Consider the following 23,299-nt stretch of genomic DNA (forward strand, 5'->3'; position numbering starts at 1 on the left):
CAGCTTCGTGAAGCCTTGCAGAAAACGCATAGGACACATGCAAAAACTGAACTTGTGCGAACGAAATGACAGCACTAGATGCCCCGCAGATCGCAGAAATGCAATGTGAACACTAACCAGAAGGAAACAGGATATGGCTGCACTGGACACAACCCGCGTCGCTACCACTGGCTCGTTCGGCCTTGTTGGCCGTATCGGCGCATTTTTCGTATCGGCCGTTAACGCCGCAGTTGAATGGAATGACGCCCGCGTAACCCGCAACGCGCTGACCGGTCTGACCGACCGCGAACTGGACGATATCGGCCTGTGCCGTGGTGACATCGACTCCATCGCCGAAGGTCGCCGCTAAGAACTGGCCACTATACTTATTTGCCCCTTCCTCCTCCCTTGAGGGGCACACAAAAACACCGCGCACCATAAGGGTACGCGGTGTTTTTTTAATCCGAGGGAGCGGATTAGTAGAAAACTTTGTTCAGCTGAGCGGCGAGGGCTTGCGACACAGGGTCGATTTGCATCACCCAGGCACCGGCTTTTTCGACTGGCGTACCTTCGTTCAGGCTGTCGATCCGATATTGATAGCCGCTCGGGCCAAGGTGGGATAACAAAAACGCTTTGAATGCGAAGAAACCCACAAGCGTAAGCAGCAGCACCTTTGCTGGCACCGCCGAACTCACCCGCTGCGGCCTCATCACCACCAGGCCATCCTTGCGCATCGTCGCGCGATAGCCACGGCTCATCTTTTGGTGTTTCTTGTTCAGGCGACTTACGCGCTGATTGAACTCCAGTTGTTTACCCGTCATGGCAGCCTCCAAAAACCGCCCCCCTCGACTTCATTCAGAAAACGGTAAAAAGAGATTGCGACAAAAACGTGGCAAAAACCTATAAAACTCCTGCAAATGGCCTAATTCGCGCCCTGTTTGGTTAAAATTAGGGTCGTCCACTCACCAATCTCGGCCCTACAGGTCTGATTGAACCCGTTTTGTGAATAAACGGAAACCACGTCATCGGCCTGTTCGTTAAGGATTCCCGACAGGATCGCGTGCCCACCTGGGCGGAGATTCGCTGCCATTTCGGGTGATAAAGCTACCAAAGGTCCTTTGAGGATATTGGCAAAAATCAGATCGTACGGCGCGTGCGCCTTTAGGTCGGGATGATCGAAACCTGCGGCTTCAACACACTGAACCGCGCCGGACATACCGTTTGCCTTCAGGTTGGCTTCGGCCACTTCAACGGCCACCTCGTCGATATCGCTGGCAATGAAATCGCCATCCCATACCCGGGCTGCCGCCATGGCCAGAACGGCCGTGCCGCAACCGATATCCGCTACTTTCGAGGCACTGAACCCTTCATCCAACAACCGGTCCAGAGCTTTCAAACATCCCAGCGTGGTACCGTGATGTCCGGTACCAAAGGCCATTGCCGCCTCGATCAGCAGTGGAATGCGACCGTCGGGCAGCTTGTCGGCATCGTGGCTGCCATAGACAAAAAAGCGGCCCGCCTCAACCGGGGCAAGCTCTCGCCGCACATGGGCCACCCAATCGGTTTCAGGCACTTCCGACACAACAAAAGGTTTGGCTTCAAAAGCAACTGCCAGAACGGCCAATGCGGTCTCGTCAGGGGCTTCGGTAAAGTACCCGCCCACTTCCCACAGGCCCGAACCGTCTTCGACCTCGAACACACCGACGCCGGTTGGTTCGGGCTCCAGACGCTCCATCGCTTCGCCCAGACCTTCGGCGGCTTTCTTACCTGTCAGCGTGGTCAGCGCAGTGAATGTGGGCATCCGGAACTCCTGTGTCAGTTGGCACTGCGCGTAGGACGGTGCGCCGCCAACGTCAAGCTTTGCGGCCTATTCCGCCGGGGCTGGCGCGTATTTGCTCAGGACGGTCTCATTGCCCGGTTCCGGGTAGCGCGGAACCAGCAGGGACAACAGCAGAGAAACGACCGCCATCGCCGCCGCAAGGCCAAACACGGCACCTGGCGACACGACCCAGAGCAAACCCAGCAACGCGGGCAAGAAAACCGCGGCGATATGGTTGATCGTGAACGCGACTGCGGCAGTTGGCGCAATATCCGCCGGATCGGCGATTTTCTGAAAATAGGTTTTCAGTGCAAGCGCCAGCGCGAACAGAACATGGTCGATGACATAGAGCGTCGCCGCCAACAGCACGCCCCAGCCAAACCAGTAGATGCCACCATAGGCTGCGAACACGATTGCCAGACCGGTATATTCAAAGATTAACGTACGCCGTTCGCCAAACCTGGCCACTGCTTTACCCAGCAACGGAGCAACCATCATGTTGATCATCAGGTTTATCAGATACAGGCTGGTCAGCTCATGCACTTCAAAGCCGAACTTCTCAACCATCATGAACCCGGCAAAGACGACAAAGATCTGTCGCCGCGCACCCGCCATGAATTGCAGAGCGTAATACAGCCAGTATCGACGGCGCAGGATCAGTTTCTTGGTTTGCGGCGTGGGGGCATCGAATTGTGGGAAGGCGAACAGGCAAAACAGGGCCAGCAAAGCTGTTGCACCACCAGCGGCCATGAAAACAAAGTTGTAGGACAGATCGAACCGCTCCCAGGTCAGAACGATCAGCCCGTACACCACCATCGTTGCAGCCGAGCCCATTGCGACCAGCCATCCCAAAATCTGCGGCGCGCTATCCTTGGGAAGCCATTGCAGCTGAAGCGACTGGTTCACAGTCTCATAGTAGTGAAACCCGATTGAACTGAACAAGGTCACGAACAACAATCCGCCAAGGCTTGGGAACCAGGCCGTCAAAGCCGTTGCGACCCCAAGCATCATCAGCGAGATCATGGCCAGCACTTGCTCGCGAATGAAAATGATGACGGCAATCACGCCGACCGCCAGAAAGCCCGGAATCTCGCGCACCGTGTGCAGCAGGCCGATATCGGCCCCGTCGAAATTCGCTGCCTCAATGACGAAGTTGTTCAACAGCGCGCTCCACGCGTTGAACGCGATGGGCATGGTCAAGGCCATCACGAACAGAAGCGTGACAGGACGACGCCAGAACGGAAGGCTCTGCGCCTCGGCAAGGGGCATGGGTTTCAGCATGAGAATCCTCTACGCCCATTTCCCGACTTTGGCGAGGGGGAAGCGACCGGCGCACAATGGCCCTGCGTTAATGCAATAGTCAGTAAAAGCTTTGTGGATCGATATCGACGGTCAGGCGGATATCGCCTTTCAGGCGCAGCGGGGCGATCCAACGAGCGATGGCGTCCTGGATTGGTGCGCCCTTGGGGGCCTTGACCAGCAGGCGGACACGGTGACGTCCGCGAATACGGGCAATTGGCGCTGGGGCGGGGCCAAACACCTGCGCGCCAATCTGGCGCAATGGGCTGTCGTTGCGCGCCATGGCGTTGCCAATGTCAAAGACCGGTCCGACCTCGGGGCCCGACAACACGATCCCCGCCATACGTCCATAAGGCGGCACACCGGCCGCTTGCCGACCGGCGGCCTCGGCCTTCCAAAAGCCCTCTTCGTCACCCGACAGAATCGCCCGGATCACCGGGTGTTCCGGCTGGAAAGTCTGTAACAGCGCCTGCCCCGGTTTTTCAGCCCGACCAGCACGCCCCGCAACCTGTCGCATCAGCTGAAATGTTCGTTCAGCGGCCCTCAGGTCTGCGCCATGCAGACTGAGATCCGCATCGATTACCCCCACCAATGTCAGCTTGGGAAAGTTATGCCCCTTGGCCACCAACTGCGTTCCGATGACGATATCTGCGTCCCCTGCCGCAATTTCTTCGATCTTGGCCTTCAGTGCGCGGGCTGAGCCGAACAGATCGGAACTCAACATGGCAATCCTGGCCTCGGGGAAGGTTGCTTCGGCCTCTTCGGCCAAACGCTCAATGCCCGGCCCCACCGGGGCCAGCTTGCCCTCGACCCCGCAGGAAGGGCAGATCTCGGGCATCGGCTTGGTCTCACCACATTGGTGGCACATCAGGCGCTTCAGGAACCTGTGTTCCACCATGCGCGCGTCGCAATGATCACAGGCGATCTGTTCCCCGCAGGCGCGGCACAGGGTAACCGGTGCATAGCCACGGCGGTTGATGAACAGCAGCGACTGTTCGCCTTTCTCGATCCGCTGCTGCACCGCTTGCCGCAATGTCGGAGATATCCACGTTCCGGCCTGCATCTGTTCGGCCCGCATGTCGATGGGCTTCATCTCGGGCAACACCGCCGCGCCGAAACGCGATGTCAGGTCGATTCGATCATATTTACCTGCCTCAGCATTCGCCCAGCTTTCCAGCGAGGGGGTTGCGCTGGCCAGAATCACCCGCGCGCCGCAGATGGCCGACCGCAGGACCGCCATGTCTCGCGCGCTGTAATGCACCCCGTCTTCTTGTTTGTACGAGGTGTCGTGTTCCTCATCCACCACGACCAGCCCCAGATCGCGAAATGGCAGAAACAGGGCTGACCGCGCGCCAACAACCAGTTGAGCTTCCCCCTGCCCGACCATCCGCCAGACCCGCCTGCGTTCAGTCATGGTCGCGCCCGAATGCCACTCGGCCGGGCGCGCGCCAAACCGCGCCTCAACCCGCGTCAGGAACTCTGCGGTCAGCGCAATTTCCGGCAAAAGGACAAGCGCCTGCCGCCCCATGCGCAGCGCTTCGGCCACAGCCTCCAGATAGACTTCGGTCTTGCCGGAACCCGTCACGCCTTTCAGCAGCGTCGTGCCGTAACTCCCCGTCCGTTGCCCGGCCCGAAGCTGCGCAACCGCACTTGCCTGATCTTCGGTCAGGTCCTTTCCCGGCAAATCGGGATCAAGATGCGGATACGGCAGGTCGCGCGGGCTGTCTTCTTCACGAACCGCGCCTTGCTTGACCAAGCCTTTGACAACGGACGAAGTTACCCCGGCCTGTTCTGCCAGTTCCTTTAACGTAAATGCCAACCCGCCATAGTCGCGCAACACGTCAAGCACACGAGTTCTGGCGTCGGTCATCCGGTCTGGCAAGGTGGTTCCCAAACGATAGATCTTGCGCATGGACGGTGGGTCACCCAGCCCCGGCGCGCGGGTCGCCAGTCGCAACATCGCGGGCATCGGCGTCAGGGTATAGTCGGCAACCTTGCCGAGGAATGCCCGCATTTCCTCGCGCATGGGCGCAACGTCCAGCACACGGATCACCGACCGCGCCTTGCTCAGATCGAATCCGCCCTGCCCCGGCCCCCAGACAACCCCCAACACCTTGCGCGGACCAAGTGGCACCTCGACAAACGCACCCAGAAAGCATCCTCCTTCCGGCGCTTTGTAATCCAACGTCCGGTCCAGCGGTTGCGTTGTCAGCACCGCAATCAGCTCTCCCTCGTCGAAAAATCCGTTAGCGCTCACAGCATATCCTTTGCAGGGGGTTCCAGCATGGCTCTCTTTGAGGTAAAGCCATCCGCGACCAAGGCCAACCCATCAAAGGACTGCCCTCATGAAATTCTTCGTAGACACTGCCGAGATCGACGCCATTGCTGAACTGAACGATCTGGGCATGGTGGACGGCGTGACCACCAACCCCTCGCTGATCCTGAAATCGGGCCGCGACATTCTGGAAGTGACAAAAGAGATCTGCGATCTGGTCGACGGTCCCGTTTCCGCCGAAGTTGTCGCCACCGAAGCTGACGACATGATCGCCGAGGGCCGCAAGCTGGCCAAGATTGCCCCGAATATCGCCGTGAAGGTTCCGCTGACATGGGCCGGTCTGAAAACCTGCAAGACGCTCAGCGACGAAGGACAGATGGTCAACGTCACCCTGTGCTTTTCGACCAATCAGGCGATTCTGGCTGCAAAAGCGGGTGCGACCTTCATTTCGCCCTTCATCGGCCGTCTGGACGATATCAACCTGGATGGCATGGATCTGATCGCCGACATCCGTCAGGTCTATGACAATTACGGGTTCGAAACCGAAATTCTGGCCGCTTCGATCCGTACCGTGAACCACGTCACCGAAAGTGCCCGCATTGGTGCCGATGTCATCACCGCGCCGCCAGCCGTGATCAAGAAACTGGCCGATCACCCGCTGACCGACAAAGGTCTGGAAACCTTTCTGGCAGACTGGGCCAAAACCGGTCAGAAAATCCTCTGATCTGGTTTGCAACCGCGCGGCGCCATCAGGCGCCGCGCCCGGCCCAACGGCCCAAAGCCTGATCTGCGATCAGGCGTGGCAGGCGGGAGCCTATCCGCCACAGCATCCGGGGAAATCCACTCTTGCGTGCATTTTTCCCAAGGCAAATCCGGTTCGGCATGTTATAAGCCGCCCAACAAAAAAAGACCGGACAGGACATGAGCAGCAATCCCAAACTCGAGGATAATCTCCGCGCGGCAATTCTGGCCGAGCCCGACGTCGTTCTGGACGACAAGGACCTGATGCAAGCCCTTGTGGCCGCGAACGAACGCGCCCGGGGTGATAATGTGATCGATCTGCGCGGCATTGCCATGCAGCGGCTTGAGGCGCGATTGGACCGGCTGGAAGATACCCACCGCTCGGTCATCGCGGCGGCCTATGAAAACCTTGCAGGCACCAATCAGGTTCACCGCGCGATTTTGCGCCTGCTGGAACCGGTCGAATTCGAGGATTTCCTGCGTGCCCTTGGCACTGATGTCGCGAATATCCTGCGGGTTGACCATATCACGCTGGTTCTGGAAACCACCGTGGTTCAGAACGATCCTGCTGTCGACAGGCTTGGAGGCGTTCTGACGATCGCAGAGCCCGGCTTTATCAACCAATACCTGACGAACGGTCGCGGCGGCCCTGTCCGCGACGTGACCTTGCGCGAAACTCATCAGCCAAACCGACGTGTTTTCGGCGCGCTGGCGGATCAGTTGCGCTCGGAAGCCTGCCTGAAGCTGGATCTCGGTCCGGGTCGCCTGCCGGGCATGATCGTCATGGGGGCCCGTGATCCGCGGCATTTTACACCGCAACTCGGCACCGATCTTCTCACCTTCTTTTCCGGCGTATTCGAACGCTCGATGCGCCACTGGCTGTCGTGAACCTGATCTCACCCGCTTGCCGCGACGCGCTCCAGCACTGGCTGGACACTCTGGGCGCGCTGGCGGGGCGGTCGCAAAACACGCAAACCGCCTATCGCGGCGATGTCACCGAGTTTCTGTCTTTCATGACCCTTCATCACGGGGAACGGCAGGGGCTGAAGGCGCTGGAACGGATCACCGTGTCGGATATGCGCGCCTGGATGGCGGATCAGCGCAGCGGGGATATCAGCGCGCGATCCCTTGCGCGCAAACTGTCCGCCGTCAAAAGCTTCTATCGTTGGCTGGCCGAGCGAGAGGGATTTGAACCCACCGCCGTTTTGTCGACCCGCGCGCCCAAATTCACCAAGAAACTGCCCCGCCCTCTGGCCGAAGACGCCGCGCGCGCCATGATTGACACTGTCGAGCTGCAATCTGTGTCCGACTGGGTTGCGGCCCGCGATGTTGCGGTTGTCACGCTGCTTTATGGATGTGGTCTGCGGATATCCGAGGCCTTGTCCCTGACCGGTGCAGACGCGCCCCTGCCCGAGACGTTGCGCATTATCGGGAAGGGCGACAAGGAACGGATCGTTCCGGTTCTTCCAGCCGCCCGAGACGCGGTTGACCGGTATCTGCAACTTTGCCCCCACCCGCAAGCGAAGAACGCCGCCCTGTTCCGGGGCGCCCGTGGCGGTCCGCTGAACCCGCGCGCGATTCAGGGCGTCATGGCCAAGGCGCGAATGCAACTGGGGCTGCCTTCAACCGCCACGCCTCATGCCATGCGACACAGCTTTGCCACCCATCTGCTGTCCGCCGGAGGAGATCTGCGAGCCATTCAGGAGCTGTTGGGACACACCTCATTGTCAACCACACAGACCTATACCGCCGTGGATACCGCACGGCTGATGGAGGTCTACAACCGTGCGCATCCAAAGGCGTGACCGACACATCGAACAGAAACCTCGGGCTTTTGGTTTGCATCTCTGGCGTGCATCGGTCATGACCCTAGCATGACACTCAGATTCAAAGCTCTTGCCGTACATCTCTTCACTGCCACTGGTGCTGTTTTCGCAATGCTGGCCATGCTGGCCGCCGTGGAAGAGAAATGGAGCCTCATGTACCTTTGGCTGGTTGTATCCTTCATTGTCGATGGCATCGACGGCCCGTTGGCGCGGCACTATCACGTCAAGAAAAACGCACCCGAGTTTGACGGCGTCTTGCTGGATCTGATCATCGATTATCTGACCTATGTGTTCATCCCAGCCTTTGCGCTGTTCAAATCCGGATTGATGGATGGATGGACCGGCTGGTTCGCAATCATCGTCATCACCTTTGCCAGCGCGATGTATTTCGCGGACACCCGGATGAAAACAAAGGACAATTCCTTTTCCGGCTTTCCCGGATGCTGGAACATGTTCGTTGTCGTGATCTTCGCACTGGAGCCCAATTTCTGGATCATCCTGCTGCTGGTCACGCTGCTGTCGCTTGCGATGTTTCTACCTTTGAAATTCGTTCACCCCGTGCGCACCGAGCGTTGGCGCAGTCTGACCTTGCCGGTCGCCCTTGCCTGGACGTTCTTTGCGGGCTGGGCCGCATGGGTCGATTTTCATCCCGAAAGCTGGGCCCACTGGGGTCTGGTCATCGCCAGCCTGTACCTGACATTTGCGGGTATCGCACAACAGGTTGTTCCGCAGCGCCGTACCTGACACGAGCGCTGCCGGACCGGATTTAAAGAACGTCCTGAACCTCAAATTCAGTACCGTTATGGGTAAAGACGTCGCCCGCTTTCAGACCGGCCATGGCTAGGTAGATCGGGCTTTGTGTCGAGATCCCCATATATGTATCTCCACCCACCTCGAACCGGGTCGTCGAAACGCAGACGACAAAGCTGCGGTTGTTGAACTTGATCACCGATCCCGGCCTGACTGTATCTGTCAGACCAAAATCGGTATTCTCGATCACATCGATTTTGGCATGATGCGCATGAACAGGCGCGTCAAATGCAGCTGCCAGATCGGCATTTTCGCGCGATGCGGCTATGTCATCCTTGTCGTGGCCTTCCCGGTCATCCAGTTGGGCATCCTTCAGAAATGCATCGTAATGGGCCTGCGCCGTTGCAAGCTCCTCTGCCTCAAGCGACATCAACCGGTCGATAATGGCCTTCTTCTGGGCTGCGCGATCTTTTTCGGTGCTCATTCAATGCGATCCTTCAAATTCAGCAACTGATATAAGTTGTGCTTCCCAGAACCGGATTGCAACCGAATTTCGAGGCTCAGATCAAAAGACCCGCCGCCCGTTCATGCCGTAGCAGTGCAACCTTTGTCTCGACCCCGCCGCACCCGGAAAACCCGCCCAGCCCATTGGCAGCCAGCACCCGGTGGCAGGGAATAATAACGGGAATCGGGTTTGCCCCACAGGCCTGACCGACCGGTTGCGCCGGTTGTCCCAGCGCCTTGGCGATATCCCCGTAGGTGCGCGTTTCCCCAAGAGGAATGGCATACATAAGATCACAGACCCGCCTTTGAAACTGCGATCCATGGATGCGGTAGGGCAGATCGAAGCGGTCAAGCCGTCCAGCGTCATAGGCCATCAACTGCGCCGCCGCCTCGCGCAGCAGAGCTGTTGGTTCGCCGTCGTCCTCGCCGTCCCAGATCAGCCGCGTGAGGGCACCATCCGTTTCCTCGATCCCAAGTCTTCCGAACTGAGTATCAACTGCAATCATCGCCATGGGCTGACGGTTTCAGATCAATCCTCCAAGTTCAAGTGGCGAAGCCGTGGGGCTGCGCGACGCGCGGATTTTGCGAATTGCGGCAATCATGTTAGCCTAGCCGCATTGTCAAAAAGAGATTTGGAGCATGAGATGGGTCGTCATTTGATCCTGACGGTTCACGGAATTGGCGAGCAAATACCCGGTGAGACCGTCGATCAGGTCGTCGGGGCCGCGACAACCTGGCTGGATGGCAATCCCGAACCCCCGATTGAGGTTCAGCGTGGGATGATCGAGCTGGCCGAAACAACCTTCGACGGCACCCCCCGAAGCGCGAAACTGTTCCCGGTCAACCTGCGCAAGGTGACGAAACCGTCAGCACCGCAGGACGAGGCCATGTTTGCCGAGGTTTTCTGGGCCGACCGCTCACCCGCCCCGAAAGGAGCCATTAAGACAGCATTGGACCTGATCTGGGTTGTTCTGGCGCTGGGTTATCTGGCCATGGACAATGCCGAGCAAACGCATAGCCGCGCGGATGTGGCCTCGGACCAAGCCAACGGCAGGAACACTTTGGCCGCGCGGCTGGTTCACCTTTTTACTTGGGTTTTCTTCGGCGCAGTTGCGACCCTGAATGCCTATCTTCTGATCGGTGCCATAGCCGTTATGGTTGATCGCGTTCCCGGGATCTTCTTTCAAAGCACGATCCTGCTGTTCTGGCTCTTGTTCACGCTTTACGCCGGAGGGGCCGCATACGGACTTAGGCGCAGCTTTGCAGCTCCGACTTATCTAAGACGCGTATTCTGGCGCGGCATTTTCGGGATGGGGTTTTTGCTGCTGATCTGCCTGATCATTGGTCCGCTTGGTCTGGAAATCCGAGCCTGCACACCCTTGCCGGACAGCCCGGCTTGCCCTTCGGCGCTGGAGCAGTTTGTGGCCTTTCAGGTCTACCTGCTCGCGTTTTTCTGGGCTTCGCTGATCTTCATGACAATCATTTTGTACGTGCTTTCTGCAACCAGACTTGATGAAAAGGTTCAGGCAGACAATCTGAAAGAACACAGGCGGCTGTACCCCAGCGTATGTGCAGGCATGTTGGTGTTCTGGATGTTCTTCATTTCTGGGTTGTGGCTAATGCTGCGGGAAATGCTCGACACGATTCCGGGGCTGTCGGATGGAAAACTGACCGGTCTTTTTGACAATTTCCTCAGTGACTCCATCGAAACACTCAGTGTTGCCTTCGCGGCAATTGTCCTGCTTGCGTTTGTCGGTGTTGGCCTGTTTGCCGGTCGCAGAAGGCTGAAGGCGAACCTGCATATCCGCGACGGGCTGATCAGCCGCGCCATCCTCAATCGTTTTGCACAATGGGTTTTTTTGTTCGGTGCAATCGTACTGGCGATGGTCACTATCCGAGAAATCGCGTTGAGCCAGCACGTCGATCCCCTGTGTCAAATCGGAACGGACAATTGCAACCTGATTGGCCGGGTTTTGAACAAACTGGCAAGCAAACAGGGCGAGATTGGCCTGATCGTCCTGGGTGCAACAGCATTGATGTACCGCTTTTCCGATTTCGTCGCAGCAGGGCTGGGTGTGGCACGGGACATTGTCACCTATGCCATTCGCGACAAGTGTTTACTGAAAGCGGACCTGAAAACGAGGCTGCGCAATTATCCGGATCGCAAGGCGATTGATGAACGATTTTATCGTGCGCTGCATTATGTGGTGGATATCTTTGCCGCGAACCACATCACGGTGATCTCACATTCACAAGGCACCGTGATTGCCACGCAAATGCTGGCTGATCCACGCGTGCAAAAGCTTATCAATGGGCGCACCCTGACGCTGATCACGATGGGCTGTCCTGTGACCCATATTTATCAGCGCTATTTTCCCGAAATGTTCACAGTCGTTCCCAAAAACCTGAACGCCGCATGGTTCAACATCTTCAGGCAGGATGACTTCGTAGGGACCGAGATTGAGGGCGGGCTGATTTCCGCAAACCGCAACATTCCGGTCGAGCCCGGTGGTCACACAGGATATTTCACGGATTATCAGGTTTGGAAGGCCCTGAAGGATTCAGCCATAGGCTTTGACCTGTTTAATCCGACACCGCAGTCCGCGCAGACGTGAAACGAAAAACGCCCCCTCGAAGGATCGAGAGGGCGGTTTCAATCAGCTTAGCGCCTCATCGCAGCGTCGGCAAACTCCGACATGGGCGTGGCGGCCCACGTCAGGAAGGATTTTCCAACAGCGCTGACATTTCTCGCCTTCGGCCTTCTCGAACACGACGGCAATGCCTTCGATTTCGGGTACGCGGAATGCTTCGGCCGGGGCCGGGTCGCCGGTCACGGTCAGGCCTGACGTGATGCACAGATCGTCCACGTCAAAGGTCGCCAGCAGATCAAGGGTTTCACTGTCCTCAACATGCACAATCGGTGCCGCTTCAAGGCTGGAGCCGATCACCTTGTCCTGCCTCTGGATCTCAAGCGCAGCTGTCACTGCACGGCGTACACGGCGCACTTTGGCAACGGCCTCTTCCAGTTCGGCGAAACGCCAATCCGCAGGCGTTTCCGGGAAGTCGACCAAGTGGACCGAGCTATCGTCGCCCGGAAAGCGCTCCAGCCAGACCTCTTCCATGGTGAAAACCAGAACCGGCGCCAGCCACGTGGTCAGGCGATGGAACAGGATATCCAACACCGTCCGCGCAGCACGACGGCGCGGCGTGTCGCCGTCACAATAAAGAGCATCCTTGCGGACGTCGAAGTAGAAGGACGACAGGTCAACCGTGGCAAAGGTGAAGACCGCGCTGAATACGCCCTGGAAATCGAAAGACGCATAGCCCTTGCGAACCTGCTCATCCAGATCGGCCAGCCGGCTGAGCACCCAGCGTTCCAGGCGCGGCATATCTTCGGGCGCAACGCGATCGGCCTCGGTGAAATCCGTCAGCGAGCCCAGCATAAACCGCATGGTGTTGCGCAGACGGCGATAGCTGTCGGCGGTGCCTTTCAGGATCTCCGGCCCGATCCGCTGATCGGCGGTATAGTCGGTCTGTGCCACCCACAGACGCAGGATATCGGCGCCGTATTGCTTGACGACCTCTTCCGGTACGATGGTGTTACCCAGCGACTTGGACATCTTGTTGCCCTTGGCATCCAGCGTGAAGCCGTGGGTGACGACGTTCCGATATGGCGCACGGCCCTTGGTGCCGCAAGCCTGCAGCATGGACGAATGGAACCAACCACGGTGCTGGTCGGTGCCTTCCATGTAGACGTCGGCGATACCGTCCTCGGTCCCATCTTCGCGGTCGCGCAAAACAAAGGCGTGAGTGGATCCAGAATCGAACCACACATCCAGCACGTCAAACACCTGATCGTAGTCATCGGGGTTGGCGATGCCGTCGAGAATTTTCTCTTTGAACCCGTCGGTGTACCAGATATCCGCGCCGTCTTTCTCAAACGCCGCCTTGATGCGCGCGTTCAGGTCTGCGTTGCGCAGAAGGTAATCCGCGTCGGTGGGCAAGGCACCTTTCTTGGTGAAGCAGGTTAGCGGCACGCCCCAGGCGCGTTGGCGCGACAGAACCCAGTCCGGACGCGCTTCGATCATCGAATAGAGGCGGTTACGACCGGTCTGCGGCGTCCACTTCACCAGCTCGTCGATCGAGCGCAGCGCACGTTCGCGGATGCTGTCGCCCATCTCACCCATGCCGTCATCCAGCTTGCGGTCAACGGATGCAAACCACTGCGGCGTGTTGCGGTAGATGATCGGAGCCTTGGAGCGCCACGAATGCGGATAGCTGTGCTTGATCTTGCCGCGCGCCAGAAGCCCGCCGACCTCGGCCAGCTTGTCGATGACAGCTTTGTTCGCGTCACCCTCACCACCCTTGCGGGACAGGATGTATTTGCCACCAAAGAACGGCAAATCAGCGCGGAACGAACCATCGTCCATCACATTGTAGGTGATGACCTGCTCCAACATGCCCAAATCGCGGTAGAGTTCGAATTCCTCCATACCATGTGACGGTGCACAGTGGACGAAACCGGTGCCTTCGGTATCGGTCACGAAGTCAGCCGCGCGGAAGTCGCGGATATCGTCCCATTCGCCATTGCCACCTTCGGCACCGGCCAGCGGGTGGGTCAGTTGAACACCTTCAAACTCGTCGGTGGCGACATCACGTACGCGGGTCCATTGATCGTCGTTCAGACGCGCACGACCCAACACATCTGCGGCCAGATTGTCAGCCAGCAGGAATCTGTCACCCACATTAGCCCAGCATTCCTCAGGCGCGCCGGTGACTTCGTAGAGGCCGTAGGAGATGTCCTTGCCATACACCACCGCTTTGTTCGACGGCATAGTCCAGGGAGTGGTGGTCCAGATTACGACGAACGCATCATCCAGATCACCCGCGTTCACGACCTTGAACTTCACCCAGATGGTAAAGCTTTCCTTGTCGTGATACTCGACCTCGGCCTCGGCCAGCGCGGTTTTTTCGATTGGCGACCACATCACGGGCTTGGAACCCTGATAGAGCGTGCCGTTCATCAGGAATTTCATGAACTCGTCGGCGATCACGGCCTCGGCATGGAAGTCCATGGTGATGTAGGGATCAGGCCAGTTGCCGGTGATGCCCAGACGCTTGAACTCTTCACGCTGGATGTCGATCCAGCCTTCGGCGAACTTGCGGCATTCCTGACGGAAGTCGACGATGTTCACCTCGTCCTTGTTCTTGCCCTTCTTGCGGTACTGTTCTTCGATCTTCCATTCGATCGGCAGGCCGTGGCAGTCCCAACCGGGCACGTAACGTGCGTCAAAGCCCATCATCTGATGGGAACGCACGATCATGTCCTTGATCGTCTTGTTCAGTGCGTGGCCGATATGCAGGTGGCCATTCGCGTAGGGGGGGCCGTCGTGCAGAGTAAAGGGTTTGCGCCCCGTTTTCTCGCGCAGGCGGTCATAGACACCGATGGTCTCCCACCGCTCCAGCCATGCGGGTTCGCGTGCAGGTAGGCCCGCGCGCATGGGAAAATCGGTTTTGGGCAGGTTCAGCGTGTCTTTATAGTCAGGCGTTTGGGTCGTGTCGGCGCACATTTTGAGCGTCCTTTGGATGATCTGGTCGTACTAGGATCGAAGCGGTCGGTGCGAATTCTCAAACACCTTTGCCCGGCGTCTCAGAGGGTCAGAGCGCCGGGGATATAATTCGAATAATGATGGCCGTCCGGTCATACATGGCCGCGCTTATAAGACGCCTGCCTTCAATGGTCCAGAGGTTCCGGCCCATGCGGCGAATGGCGCAGCTTGGCCCAGCGATTCAACCATGCCAGACCGGCCAACCCAAGCCCCAGCGCCAGCAGTGAGAACACGCGGATCAGCCCACCCAGACCGGCAATGTCGATCAGAAAGACCTTGGCCACCGCCAGCCCGATCACCACCAGCCCCGCCTTGCGCATCACATCCGAACCGCGTGCCAGAGATTGGTAGAACAGCACCGCCCCAACCAGCAGCAGAACAAGGGTATATGTGTAAAGCTCGGGCTGCGTGACGCCGTTACCTTCAAACATGCCTGCTGCTCCCTGCCAGACATGGCGGATGGTCAGCCCAAACCACACAGCAATCAACGTGCTCGCAAAGGCGTAGCTTGCCAGCCTGATCTGCCTTGGCATGTCCTTGATCCGCCAGGCCGAGAATCCAATGGTCAGTGCGGGCACCAGATAGGCAAGGACAAGGGTGTTCAGAACCGGTGGGCCAAGCACCGGGTCGGCGTTGGGGTTCAGAAGCGGGTTTTGGTCGGTCAACGCCAGGGTCAGCTGGAACACGCCATGACCGGCAAAGAACGCCGCCAACACGTACCGTGCATAATTCAGCTTGCCACCCAGCCCAAACCTCTGAACCTGAGCGAAGGCCAGCAGCAGCCAGATGACCGCCAGCAGGCCCAGACCCCAATGGCTGTTGTCGGCCCCGCCTTCACCGAAACCTTCAAGCCACCGCAGTAGCAACAGGGACAGCAGAATGCCGCCCGTCGCCCATGCCGCGCTTTCCAGCAACAGTGCTGCAACCGGCCGCTGCAAGGGACGCAACAGCCACCAGCCGGCGACGAAACCCAACGTGGCCGCGCCATAGACCATCGCCATTTCGGGAAGCGGGGCCACGTTAGCCCAGTCCAGACCCGGATCAAGTACCAAGCGCACGGTGACGGTAAAGACACCGGCCCAGATAAACCAACTCATCTGCGGCAAGGTGAACCTGCGATCCAAGGCTGCTGCTGCGACGACACTGGCCACCAGCGCAATCGTCAGCGCGGCCGAACTGAGCACAATCACGCAAGCAAAGACCAGACAGGACAGCGCCGACAACGTGGCCAGAGCCGCCCGCATCCGGTCATCGCCATCGGCGCGATCAAAACGCCCGGCCAGAACCACCATAAGAACTGCCAGGACAATCGCGTGCAGGGCCCAGGCGTACGCACCGATAACCGTGGCAGGATGCCAGCCCATTTCCAAAGCGATAGCCAGCGCGGGTGCAAAAACTACAGCGCCCCCGGCCCAGATTGCACGATACTGGTTTGCCCTGAATGACCGCCATGCCATCAAAATCGACATGAGCGCGCCCAAAGCAACCAGCACGGTGGCCGCCCTCGGAAAGTCGGCCTCGGGCGTCTCGGCATAAGTGTCAGCGAAGCCGCGCAGAACTGCGCCGTATTCCAGGCCGTGAGAGGCCACAAAAAACACAAGGCCCGTCGCAGGTAGCACGGTCAGATCCTGTAACGCAGGCGCATCCTTGGCCCACAATAGCAGCGCCAGAAGCAGGGCGGACAGCAGGCAGACACCCAACCAGAATTCAGCCGCAGAGTCTGCCCAATGCCAGGACAGGATTGCTGTGCTGGCCGCAATCGCTCCGGCGGCAAGCCGAGTTGGAAACTCGGGCCATGGGCGGGTTCCGGGGGTGCGGATCACCTGAGACATCATGCGCCCTGCATGATCCGGCCAGACGCGCCGCACCGGAATGGCCGTCGCCAGAAGTGCCAATATTGTAGTCGCGACCAGATATCCCGGTTCCGTATTCGGAGCCCCACTTATCAAAAGCAGGTTTGCCGCATAAACCCCGACCAACGTCAGAACCGAAATCCACGCCCAACGCCGCACCGTGTCGATACCCAGCCCCAAAACGGCAACCAAAAGAAAATAGGCATAGAGCCACGAGGGATCGTCAGATGCGCCTCCAACCAGAAAGGGTGCAGCAAAAGCTCCGATCAGTCCAACCGCAGCCAGTAGCGGGCCGTGGAACCACCCCAGAACAAGACCCACAAGCGCGACAACGACCATCCCTGCCAATGCCGTTTCGGCCCCGATCAAGCCATAGAGCTGCCGCGCAGACAGGATTGCCCCGAACAAGGTGACGAGGCCGGCCCCGGAAAAGACCGATGGCAAATAGGCAGTGGCCACCGCTTCGTCATCCCCGAACCTGCGGCGCAGAACCTCGCCCCCGACAATCAAAGCCGAGCCGAAACCAAGCGCGGCGAAAACGCGGGCCGTTGGAGGTAACAATCCATTCTCAACGCCATATTGCACGAGGAAAATACCGGCCAATGCCAGCGACAGGGCCGAGACCGCGTAAAACCAGTTCTCACGCAGCCACGCGCCCAGCGCAGCAAACCTGTCATGGCGAAATACAATTGCAGGCGTAGCGGCGTCGGTGTTTACATCTTCGGCGCTTTCGTCTTCCTGTCGCTTTGGCGCGGCCCACGGCCCCGGGCTGTGAACCTGTTCCTCTGCCACAGGTCGCGGTGCAGGTGCATCCTGTTCCGGTTGCAGCGACGCCGGTGCATCACCCGACACCAACGCATTGATCTGCCCTTCCAGTTGTTCGACCCGGCGACGCAATCGGGAATGTCCGACCAGAAGGGCAATCAAGGTCACCGGGATGGCCAGAACAACCAGGCCAATAAGAACAAGCAGCGTTTCCAACCGAGTCTCTCCGATCCGTAATTTCGGCCAAGCTATCTTGTGCTGCCGGTCAGCAACAGTCAGGAAAGCCGTGACAAAGTCTAAAGTACCGAAATCGCCGGACGGGCGATCATCAGCCAAAGGATGGTCAAAACCGCCAGAAATGCCGGAACCCCGCAAGCAAACCAGAACCGAAACAAGCGGTAATACTCCGGTGGCAGTTGCATTCCCCGCTCTGCCGCCGTTCGCGCGTGGTCGCGCAACCGGATTTGAACCCAAACCACCGGCAACCAGAACAAGCCCGTCAAAACATAAAGCACCAGAGACAACACGATCCATCCTTCACCCAAATGCCACCCGATCTGCCAGGCAAGCAGAGCTCCGGTCACTGGTTGCAGGATGACGGCGGTCGTGGTGAACAGAAGATCGGCAAGCACCACGATACCCGCCGTATGGGCAATGACGCGCGGGTCGTTTGTCCGGTGCGCCATCAGCATGAAAAAGGCGATCCCTGCCTCTGTTCCCAGCAGCACACATGCACCGATGACATGCAGCCATCGCAAGATCAGTTCAGGGTCCATCATCGGCTCTCAAACAAGGGCAACGCCACAAGCGACAGGATCATCGCGGGCAGGATTTTCACCAACGGCCCCAGCGGGTCCAACCACAAATCCGGCATCGTGACCGAAGCGGCAATCAGGTAGAATATGGCTACTGTCAACTGCGCCACACAGGCCCGCGCCGCCCATCGGCGCCACAGGATGGCCAGACCCAGCGCTATGTCGATCAGAGACCAGAACACAACGTTGGTCACCGCCAAGGCGGATGACCACCCTGTTTCGACCAGCATACCAGAAGCCGTGGACAAACCCGCCAGCCCAAACAGGCCCGACAGCAACCAGAACAGGCTGAGTGTTGCAACGATCAGCGGCATCAAAAGCGCCATCCGCGCGGTCAACCGATGCTCGCGCGCGCAAGGCAGCATGGCGTAGACCTCAGGCATGGATGCAATTCCGTGCCCGGCTACTGCGCGATAAGGGCCGGGATCGCCGATCACGCCATCCGCCATAACCGTCATCGCCGTGCTGCGCAGCGGAGACCGCCAACCCAACAAGGCCAAACAGTCGGCAATGGTCGCAACGGCTTTTGTCAGGACAGGCGGCAAGATTACATGAAAGCGCACGGCAGGAAACCCAAGCCACTGTCGCGTGCAGCGCACCACGTCCGACAAACTATACGGGGTATCCTCGACCAGATCGTAATTACCCTGCGGTAGGCGACCGGCAACGGCAGCAATCACCACGTCACACAGATCGGGCATCCCGATGCATTGAACGGGTGTATCGGGGTAAGCCAGCGGTTGAACAAAAGGAACAGACGCCAGCATTCGAAGCAACGCCGTTCCCCCATAATCCGTTTGCCCGATAACAAGCCCCGGCTTTAGGATCCAAAGTGTTACGCCCGATGCGCGCAAAGCGGCATCTCCGCGTGCCTTGCTGCGCAGGAAATGCGTGCTGGCGTCCGGCTCTGCCCCGATGGCCGAAATCTGAACAACGCTTATGCCACCTTCCGCGCAGGCCCCTGCAAGGGCTGCGACCGCCATATGGTGCACCGCTTCAAGGTTGTCCTGCGCGTTATCCTGCAAAGCCCCTGCGCAATTCACCACGACATCGACGTCGGCCAGCAGGTCCTGCCAATCGTCCTTGTGCAACAGATCGCGCATATCGCCCTGTTTCAGCAAAACCCCCGGCAGGACCTTTGCCCCTTGGGCATGATTGCGCCCCATGCCCTGAACCGTGGCACCTGCGGCCGACAATGCCCGCGTGACGGCGGTGCCAATGAACCCATAAGCACCCAGAACCAATACGTTCTTTCCAGAAAGCTCGTGATCTGCCATCGGCCTTTGCACCTGTTTTACGCCACTCTACCTATCCGGGAAGTTTTGACCATTCGCGACCACTGTGCTGCGACATTTATGGATGGAACAGAGACCCGACGAGATACGCGATCAGTGCCGCCAGACCACCGATCAACAGCGTTTCGATACCTGACCGCCACCAGGGCGCCAACGACCACCGGCTTTTGAACGCACCAATCGCAAAGAAGACCCCCATCGTCATCCAGACCGACATCTCAAAAGCGTTCTCCACCGACGCCAAAAACGGCAACAGCGGGATCATCCCGGCCACAAGGAACGCGAAAAACGTGGCCAACGCGGCTTTCATCGGATGTGGGTCGACACTGCCCAGCCCATATTCACCCTCGATCATCAGGTTGACCCAATGTTCGTGGCTCGACGTGATCGCGGCGGTGGCTTCGTTCAGAATTTCCCCTGACAACCCTTTTTGCGACAGAATTTCACGGACCTCCTCGCGCTCGCCGTCGGGGTAGAGTGCGATGTGGCGTTCCTCGATCGCCCGAATGCGCCGTATGTTGTCCAGTTCGGCCTTGGTGCCCGAGTAATTCCCGGCAGCCATTGAAAACCCGTCCGCCAGAACGTTTGCCAAACCAAGTGCCACGATAACAAACGGGGAAAGACCCGCCCCCGCGACACCGGCGACAATGGCAAACGTGGTGACGGAACCATCAATGCCGCCATACACAACGTCGCGTAACACACCGCGCCCGGGCGGAGCGTTGATCCGGTCGGCAATTTCCTGCGGACTGTGACCGTGATCCGTCATGGTTTGCTCCTATTGTTCACTGGCAGAGTGCAGAAGGGTGTGGTCTGACGCTTTGCTCTGGATCAACCCTAGGAGAACAGACCCTGCAAGGCGCGTTTAATGATGCCTCGCGTGGAAGGTTTGTGGCGTTTTGAGAATGGTAAGGGGCGGCAGACCTCCATCGCGGCCACGCCCACTCGGGCGCTGAGCGCACCGTTGACCAGACCTTCTCCGAACCGTCGGGACAATTTGCTGAGAACGGATCCGCCCAGAACAGGTTCCAGAAGATCGTCACCAACGGCCACCGCCCCAGTTGCGACCAGATGCACAAAGACGGCACGGGTCAGACGCCAGCTTCCCAGCGTGCCAGCCCGCCCCCCGTAGATTTCCGCGACGCGGCGGATCATCCGCAGGGACGCGGCCAGAGCCGTTACAACATCCGCCAGTGCCAGCGGGACCAGAGCGGTCACGGTGGCAACCTGCCGTGCTGCGGCCTCAACCTCACGGCTGGCAGCGGCGTCGAGCGGGGCCAACAATTCATCCTCGGCAAGGTTTAAAAGCGCCTCGGCATCGAACTGTTCCCCCATCCGTTCGGACAACCGTTCGCGACCCCATCGGGTATCCTCGCGCCCTTTGTAGAATGCAATGATGCGATGTGTGACGGCACGCGCCTGAGCCAGGTCTTCATCAGCCAATGCAATATCCGCTGCACGGCGCATCCCATCAACACGGGACAACCGCCCCAAAGCCGCGAGCTCGCGCAGCGCGATGATCACCACCACCAGAACCAATGCAGCCAACAATCCGGCAACGATCCAACCCAGAACGGGCGTCCGCGCCACCAGAGAGGTTGCAAAATCCCAGGCGGCCACCGATATGGCCGCCCCGACTACGGAAAGCGCAAGCCCCCAGAACCAGCGCGCAAGGGCCGAGGGTTTGCGGGCCGCCAGTCGGGCCGCGCTTTGCATCGCCTGCCCCTGAGGCGGCACAATATCCGGCACCGGTTTTGCCTGCGCGACATCAGCAGCGGGTTCATCATCGTCAAGATCGATCAAAACCGGACCTTTAGCCATTTGTCGTATCCCTGCTGTGCCAGACAAACCTTATGTCCGGCAGGTTTTCATCGTTTTCTGCCCCATCGCTGCGCGCCACCTCGGCAAAGCCGTTTCGCTCATAGAACCGACAGGCACGGGAATTATCCTGAAACGCGTATAAGCCCAGCCGCCGCTGGCTTGCTTTCGCGTGATCCAGCAATTGCTGACCAATCCCCTGCCCCCGAGCTTGCGCATCCAGATAAAGTGAATGGATTTCACCCCCATTCAGCGCCAGAAACCCGACCACGCCTGTCTCAGCCTCGGCCACAGTGACCCAGTCCCGATCAATCATCCGGCCGCAAAAGGCGATGGTTTCAGCACAGCTGTGCAATTTGGGCATCCAGTCGTTTTCCAAAGCGAAATCGTGCAGGATCGTACCGATTGTACCGGCATCTGTGGTGCGTGCGGGGCGCAGTGTCGTGATCACAATCTGTCTCCGATCAGAAACTGCGCTGCACGATCCAGTCGAATATGCGGGGGGCCGTCACCAGGTTTCAGGGTTAGTTTTGCCGGCGCAAAGGCCATAAACCCATAATCTTCGTTCAACCAGCTCTCCGCCCCATTTCGCGCCGGACCCAACAGATGCGTTGGATCCTCGGGCAATTGTCCAGGATAAAAAGCAGCCTGTTTGCCGCTGTCCAACAAAGTGCCACGCACGCATGGCAGATCGGTTCCGCCATGGCTGCGTATCTCTTCGGTCGTTGCACGCAGCGAGGCCAGAGACAGGGCCGCAGTCCGGGCCCCGGCGAAATTCGCACGATCGCGTGCCTCGCGCGTCAAAGCTTCGATAATCGCGGTCAGGCGGGGATGCTGCGTGTGGTGCAGGTGGTCCGCTTTTGTCGCAGCAAACAGGATGCGTTCGACTTTTTTACCCAGCAAAAGCTGGCTCAGCCATGCGTTCCGGCCCGGACGAAAAGCCGACAGGATATCAGCCATCGCGCGGCGCATATCTTCAACGGCCTGAGGACCTTTGTGAATTGCGCCCAGCGCGTCAACCAGAACCACCTGCCGGTCAATCCGCGAGAAGTGATCCCGAAAAAACGGTTTCACGACCTGAGATTTATAAGCTTCGAACCGCCGTTCCATCTCGCGCTGAAGGGTCCTGCGCCGCGACGGGCCAGTGATTGCCAACGGTGCAAATGTCAGAACCGGAGATCCCGCCAGATCACCCGGCAACAGGAAACGTCCGGGGGTACAGTCGTAAAACCCGGCATCGCGCGCTGCGTTGAGGTAGGCGGTGAACGACGCGGCCAGAGCTTGTGCGGCAGGTTCGTCGTGCCCTACCGACGGGTCTGTATCTTGGACCAGCGCCAGATACGCGGCAGCCTCGGCGCGGGTCTTAATCCGTGCCAGTGTTTCCTGAGACCAGTCTGCGTAAGACTTGTCCAGTAAGGCCAGATCCAGCAGCCATTCACCGGGGTAGTCGACAATATCCAGATGGACCGTGCGCGGCCCCTGCAGCCCGGCAAGCAGCCCGGCGGGACGGGCTTTGAAGGACAAGCGCAATTCAGATACCGCGCGCGTGCTGTCTGGCCAGTGCGGTGTCGGTCCCGTCAGGGCGGACAGGTGCGATTCATAATCGAACCGGGGCACAGTGTCATCCGGTTGGGGTTGCAGAAAGGCGGCATTGATTCGCCCCTCCTGCTGCGCAACCAGCCCGGTCATACGGCCCCGATCCAGCAGATTGGCAACCAACGAAGTGATGAATACTGTTTTACCGGATCGCGCCAGCCCGGTGACACCCAAACGGATGACCGGCTCGAAAAATGTCTCGGACACGCTGTCGCCGATACTTTCGACGCCACGTGCAAGACTGTCTGCCAGTGAAGAGATGACCAATCCGCCGCCCCGCAATTTTCCTTTTGCCCAAGATAGGTAGCGGTCGCGGCACATACCAGCGCTTTCGCCCCCTTGCCCGATCCTACGC

At 58.9% G+C, this 23,299-nt stretch carries 20 protein-coding genes; 6 read left to right on the forward strand and 14 right to left on the reverse strand.

Annotation, left to right across the window (positions count from 1 at the left end):
* Positions 1-133 precede the first annotated feature (133 nt).
* Positions 134-349 carry a DUF1127 domain-containing protein gene (locus AC2FPW_RS04620; protein WP_267364114.1) on the forward strand — a complete coding sequence of 72 codons (216 nt, stop codon included), beginning with the start codon at positions 134-136 and terminating at the stop codon, positions 347-349.
* Between the two features lie 106 nt (positions 350-455).
* On the opposite strand, the gene AC2FPW_RS04625 is transcribed toward AC2FPW_RS04620, so the two are convergent.
* The 4 genes from AC2FPW_RS04625 to AC2FPW_RS04640 all read right to left on the reverse strand — a co-directional run bounded on the left by AC2FPW_RS04625 (position 456) and on the right by AC2FPW_RS04640 (position 5,354).
* Positions 456-800 carry a hypothetical protein gene (locus tag AC2FPW_RS04625; RefSeq protein ID WP_496812704.1) on the reverse strand — a complete coding sequence of 115 codons (345 nt, stop codon included), beginning with the start codon at positions 798-800 and terminating at the stop codon, positions 456-458.
* Between the two features lie 101 nt (positions 801-901).
* Entirely contained in the window at positions 902-1,780 is an 879-nt protein-coding gene (locus AC2FPW_RS04630) for a 50S ribosomal protein L11 methyltransferase (RefSeq protein WP_496812705.1), read from the reverse strand.
* 66 nt (positions 1,781-1,846) lie between these two features.
* Positions 1,847-3,079 (reverse strand): MFS transporter, encoded by a 1,233-nt coding sequence (locus tag AC2FPW_RS04635; protein WP_496812706.1) that lies wholly within the window; start codon positions 3,077-3,079, stop codon positions 1,847-1,849.
* A gap of 79 nt (positions 3,080-3,158) precedes the next feature.
* Positions 3,159-5,354, reverse strand: a complete 2,196-nt coding sequence (locus AC2FPW_RS04640) for a primosomal protein N' (RefSeq protein ID WP_496812707.1) — start codon at positions 5,352-5,354, stop codon at positions 3,159-3,161.
* 88 nt (positions 5,355-5,442) lie between these two features.
* Here AC2FPW_RS04640 and fsa point away from each other — a divergent pair, with 88 nt between their 5' ends.
* From fsa to AC2FPW_RS04660, 4 genes are all read left to right on the forward strand, one after another.
* Positions 5,443-6,096, forward strand: a complete 654-nt coding sequence (gene fsa / locus AC2FPW_RS04645) for a fructose-6-phosphate aldolase (protein WP_209505487.1) — start codon at positions 5,443-5,445, stop codon at positions 6,094-6,096.
* A gap of 197 nt (positions 6,097-6,293) precedes the next feature.
* Complete coding sequence (locus tag AC2FPW_RS04650; RefSeq protein ID WP_209505485.1) at positions 6,294-7,001, forward strand: DUF484 family protein; 708 nt, start codon at positions 6,294-6,296, stop codon at positions 6,999-7,001.
* Entirely contained in the window at positions 6,998-7,918 is a 921-nt protein-coding gene (locus AC2FPW_RS04655) for a tyrosine recombinase XerC (protein WP_496812708.1), read from the forward strand. Before AC2FPW_RS04650 ends, AC2FPW_RS04655 begins: the two co-directional genes overlap by 4 nt.
* A gap of 69 nt (positions 7,919-7,987) precedes the next feature.
* Positions 7,988-8,683, forward strand: a complete 696-nt coding sequence (locus AC2FPW_RS04660) for a CDP-alcohol phosphatidyltransferase family protein (protein ID WP_480483981.1) — start codon at positions 7,988-7,990, stop codon at positions 8,681-8,683.
* 22 nt (positions 8,684-8,705) lie between these two features.
* Here AC2FPW_RS04660 and AC2FPW_RS04665 read toward each other — a convergent pair whose 3' ends face one another.
* Entirely contained in the window at positions 8,706-9,173 is a 468-nt protein-coding gene (locus AC2FPW_RS04665; RefSeq protein ID WP_480507053.1) for a hypothetical protein, read from the reverse strand.
* Between the two features lie 76 nt (positions 9,174-9,249).
* Positions 9,250-9,705: a methylated-DNA--[protein]-cysteine S-methyltransferase gene (locus AC2FPW_RS04670; protein WP_496812709.1), complete on the reverse strand. Its 456-nt coding sequence runs from the start codon at positions 9,703-9,705 to the stop codon at positions 9,250-9,252.
* 132 nt (positions 9,706-9,837) lie between these two features.
* Here AC2FPW_RS04670 and AC2FPW_RS04675 point away from each other — a divergent pair, with 132 nt between their 5' ends.
* Positions 9,838-11,808 carry a hypothetical protein gene (locus AC2FPW_RS04675; RefSeq protein WP_496812710.1) on the forward strand — a complete coding sequence of 657 codons (1,971 nt, stop codon included), beginning with the start codon at positions 9,838-9,840 and terminating at the stop codon, positions 11,806-11,808.
* A 42-nt stretch (positions 11,809-11,850) separates the two neighbouring features.
* On the opposite strand, the gene ileS is transcribed toward AC2FPW_RS04675, so the two are convergent.
* The 8 genes from ileS to AC2FPW_RS04715 form a co-directional block, all read right to left on the reverse strand.
* Positions 11,851-14,763 (reverse strand): isoleucine--tRNA ligase, encoded by a 2,913-nt coding sequence (ileS, locus tag AC2FPW_RS04680; RefSeq protein ID WP_496812711.1) that lies wholly within the window; start codon positions 14,761-14,763, stop codon positions 11,851-11,853.
* A gap of 164 nt (positions 14,764-14,927) precedes the next feature.
* Positions 14,928-17,636: a DUF2339 domain-containing protein gene (locus tag AC2FPW_RS04685; protein WP_496812712.1), complete on the reverse strand. Its 2,709-nt coding sequence runs from the start codon at positions 17,634-17,636 to the stop codon at positions 14,928-14,930.
* An 80-nt stretch (positions 17,637-17,716) separates the two neighbouring features.
* Complete coding sequence (locus AC2FPW_RS04690; RefSeq protein WP_496812777.1) at positions 17,717-18,196, reverse strand: DUF2269 family protein; 480 nt, start codon at positions 18,194-18,196, stop codon at positions 17,717-17,719.
* The gene (locus AC2FPW_RS04695) at positions 18,196-19,512 is read right to left on the reverse strand and encodes an SDR family oxidoreductase (RefSeq protein WP_496812713.1); all 1,317 of its coding nucleotides are present in this window, start codon (positions 19,510-19,512) and stop codon (positions 18,196-18,198) included. Before AC2FPW_RS04695 ends, AC2FPW_RS04690 begins: the two co-directional genes overlap by 1 nt.
* A 76-nt stretch (positions 19,513-19,588) precedes the next feature.
* On the reverse strand, positions 19,589-20,299 hold the full coding sequence (locus AC2FPW_RS04700; RefSeq protein WP_267367744.1) for a VIT1/CCC1 transporter family protein: 711 nt from the start codon (positions 20,297-20,299) through the stop codon (positions 19,589-19,591).
* Between the two features lie 68 nt (positions 20,300-20,367).
* Positions 20,368-21,351 (reverse strand): YcjF family protein, encoded by a 984-nt coding sequence (locus tag AC2FPW_RS04705; protein WP_496812714.1) that lies wholly within the window; start codon positions 21,349-21,351, stop codon positions 20,368-20,370.
* Complete coding sequence (locus tag AC2FPW_RS04710; RefSeq protein WP_496812715.1) at positions 21,344-21,799, reverse strand: GNAT family N-acetyltransferase; 456 nt, start codon at positions 21,797-21,799, stop codon at positions 21,344-21,346. Before AC2FPW_RS04710 ends, AC2FPW_RS04705 begins: the two co-directional genes overlap by 8 nt.
* Positions 21,796-23,211 (reverse strand): YcjX family GTP-binding protein, encoded by a 1,416-nt coding sequence (locus AC2FPW_RS04715; RefSeq protein WP_496812716.1) that lies wholly within the window; start codon positions 23,209-23,211, stop codon positions 21,796-21,798. Before AC2FPW_RS04715 ends, AC2FPW_RS04710 begins: the two co-directional genes overlap by 4 nt.
* Positions 23,212-23,299: the final 88 nt, after the last annotated feature.

The organism is Ruegeria sp. SATB027 (genome assembly GCF_059613825.1).

Excerpts from the sequence above, each read along its gene's own strand:
- AC2FPW_RS04660 (WP_480483981.1), top strand. The coding sequence starts at position 7,988 with ATGACACTCAGATTCAAAGCTCTTGCCGTACATCTCTTCACTGCCACT.
- AC2FPW_RS04690 (WP_496812777.1), bottom strand. The coding sequence starts at position 18,196 with ATGGACCCTGAACTGATCTTGCGATGGCTGCATGTCATCGGTGCATGT.
- AC2FPW_RS04695 (WP_496812713.1), bottom strand. The coding sequence starts at position 19,512 with ATGGCAGATCACGAGCTTTCTGGAAAGAACGTATTGGTTCTGGGTGCT.
- fsa (WP_209505487.1), top strand. The coding sequence starts at position 5,443 with ATGAAATTCTTCGTAGACACTGCCGAGATCGACGCCATTGCTGAACTG.
- AC2FPW_RS04630 (WP_496812705.1), bottom strand. The coding sequence starts at position 1,780 with ATGCCCACATTCACTGCGCTGACCACGCTGACAGGTAAGAAAGCCGCC.
- AC2FPW_RS04670 (WP_496812709.1), bottom strand. The coding sequence starts at position 9,705 with ATGGCGATGATTGCAGTTGATACTCAGTTCGGAAGACTTGGGATCGAG.
- AC2FPW_RS04635 (WP_496812706.1), bottom strand. The coding sequence starts at position 3,079 with ATGCTGAAACCCATGCCCCTTGCCGAGGCGCAGAGCCTTCCGTTCTGG.
- AC2FPW_RS04625 (WP_496812704.1), bottom strand. The coding sequence starts at position 800 with ATGACGGGTAAACAACTGGAGTTCAATCAGCGCGTAAGTCGCCTGAAC.
- AC2FPW_RS04665 (WP_480507053.1), bottom strand. The coding sequence starts at position 9,173 with ATGAGCACCGAAAAAGATCGCGCAGCCCAGAAGAAGGCCATTATCGAC.
- AC2FPW_RS04650 (WP_209505485.1), top strand. The coding sequence starts at position 6,294 with ATGAGCAGCAATCCCAAACTCGAGGATAATCTCCGCGCGGCAATTCTG.
- AC2FPW_RS04620 (WP_267364114.1), top strand. The coding sequence starts at position 134 with ATGGCTGCACTGGACACAACCCGCGTCGCTACCACTGGCTCGTTCGGC.
- ileS (WP_496812711.1), bottom strand. The coding sequence starts at position 14,763 with ATGTGCGCCGACACGACCCAAACGCCTGACTATAAAGACACGCTGAAC.
- AC2FPW_RS04705 (WP_496812714.1), bottom strand. The coding sequence starts at position 21,351 with ATGGCTAAAGGTCCGGTTTTGATCGATCTTGACGATGATGAACCCGCT.
- AC2FPW_RS04700 (WP_267367744.1), bottom strand. The coding sequence starts at position 20,299 with ATGACGGATCACGGTCACAGTCCGCAGGAAATTGCCGACCGGATCAAC.
- AC2FPW_RS04675 (WP_496812710.1), top strand. The coding sequence starts at position 9,838 with ATGGGTCGTCATTTGATCCTGACGGTTCACGGAATTGGCGAGCAAATA.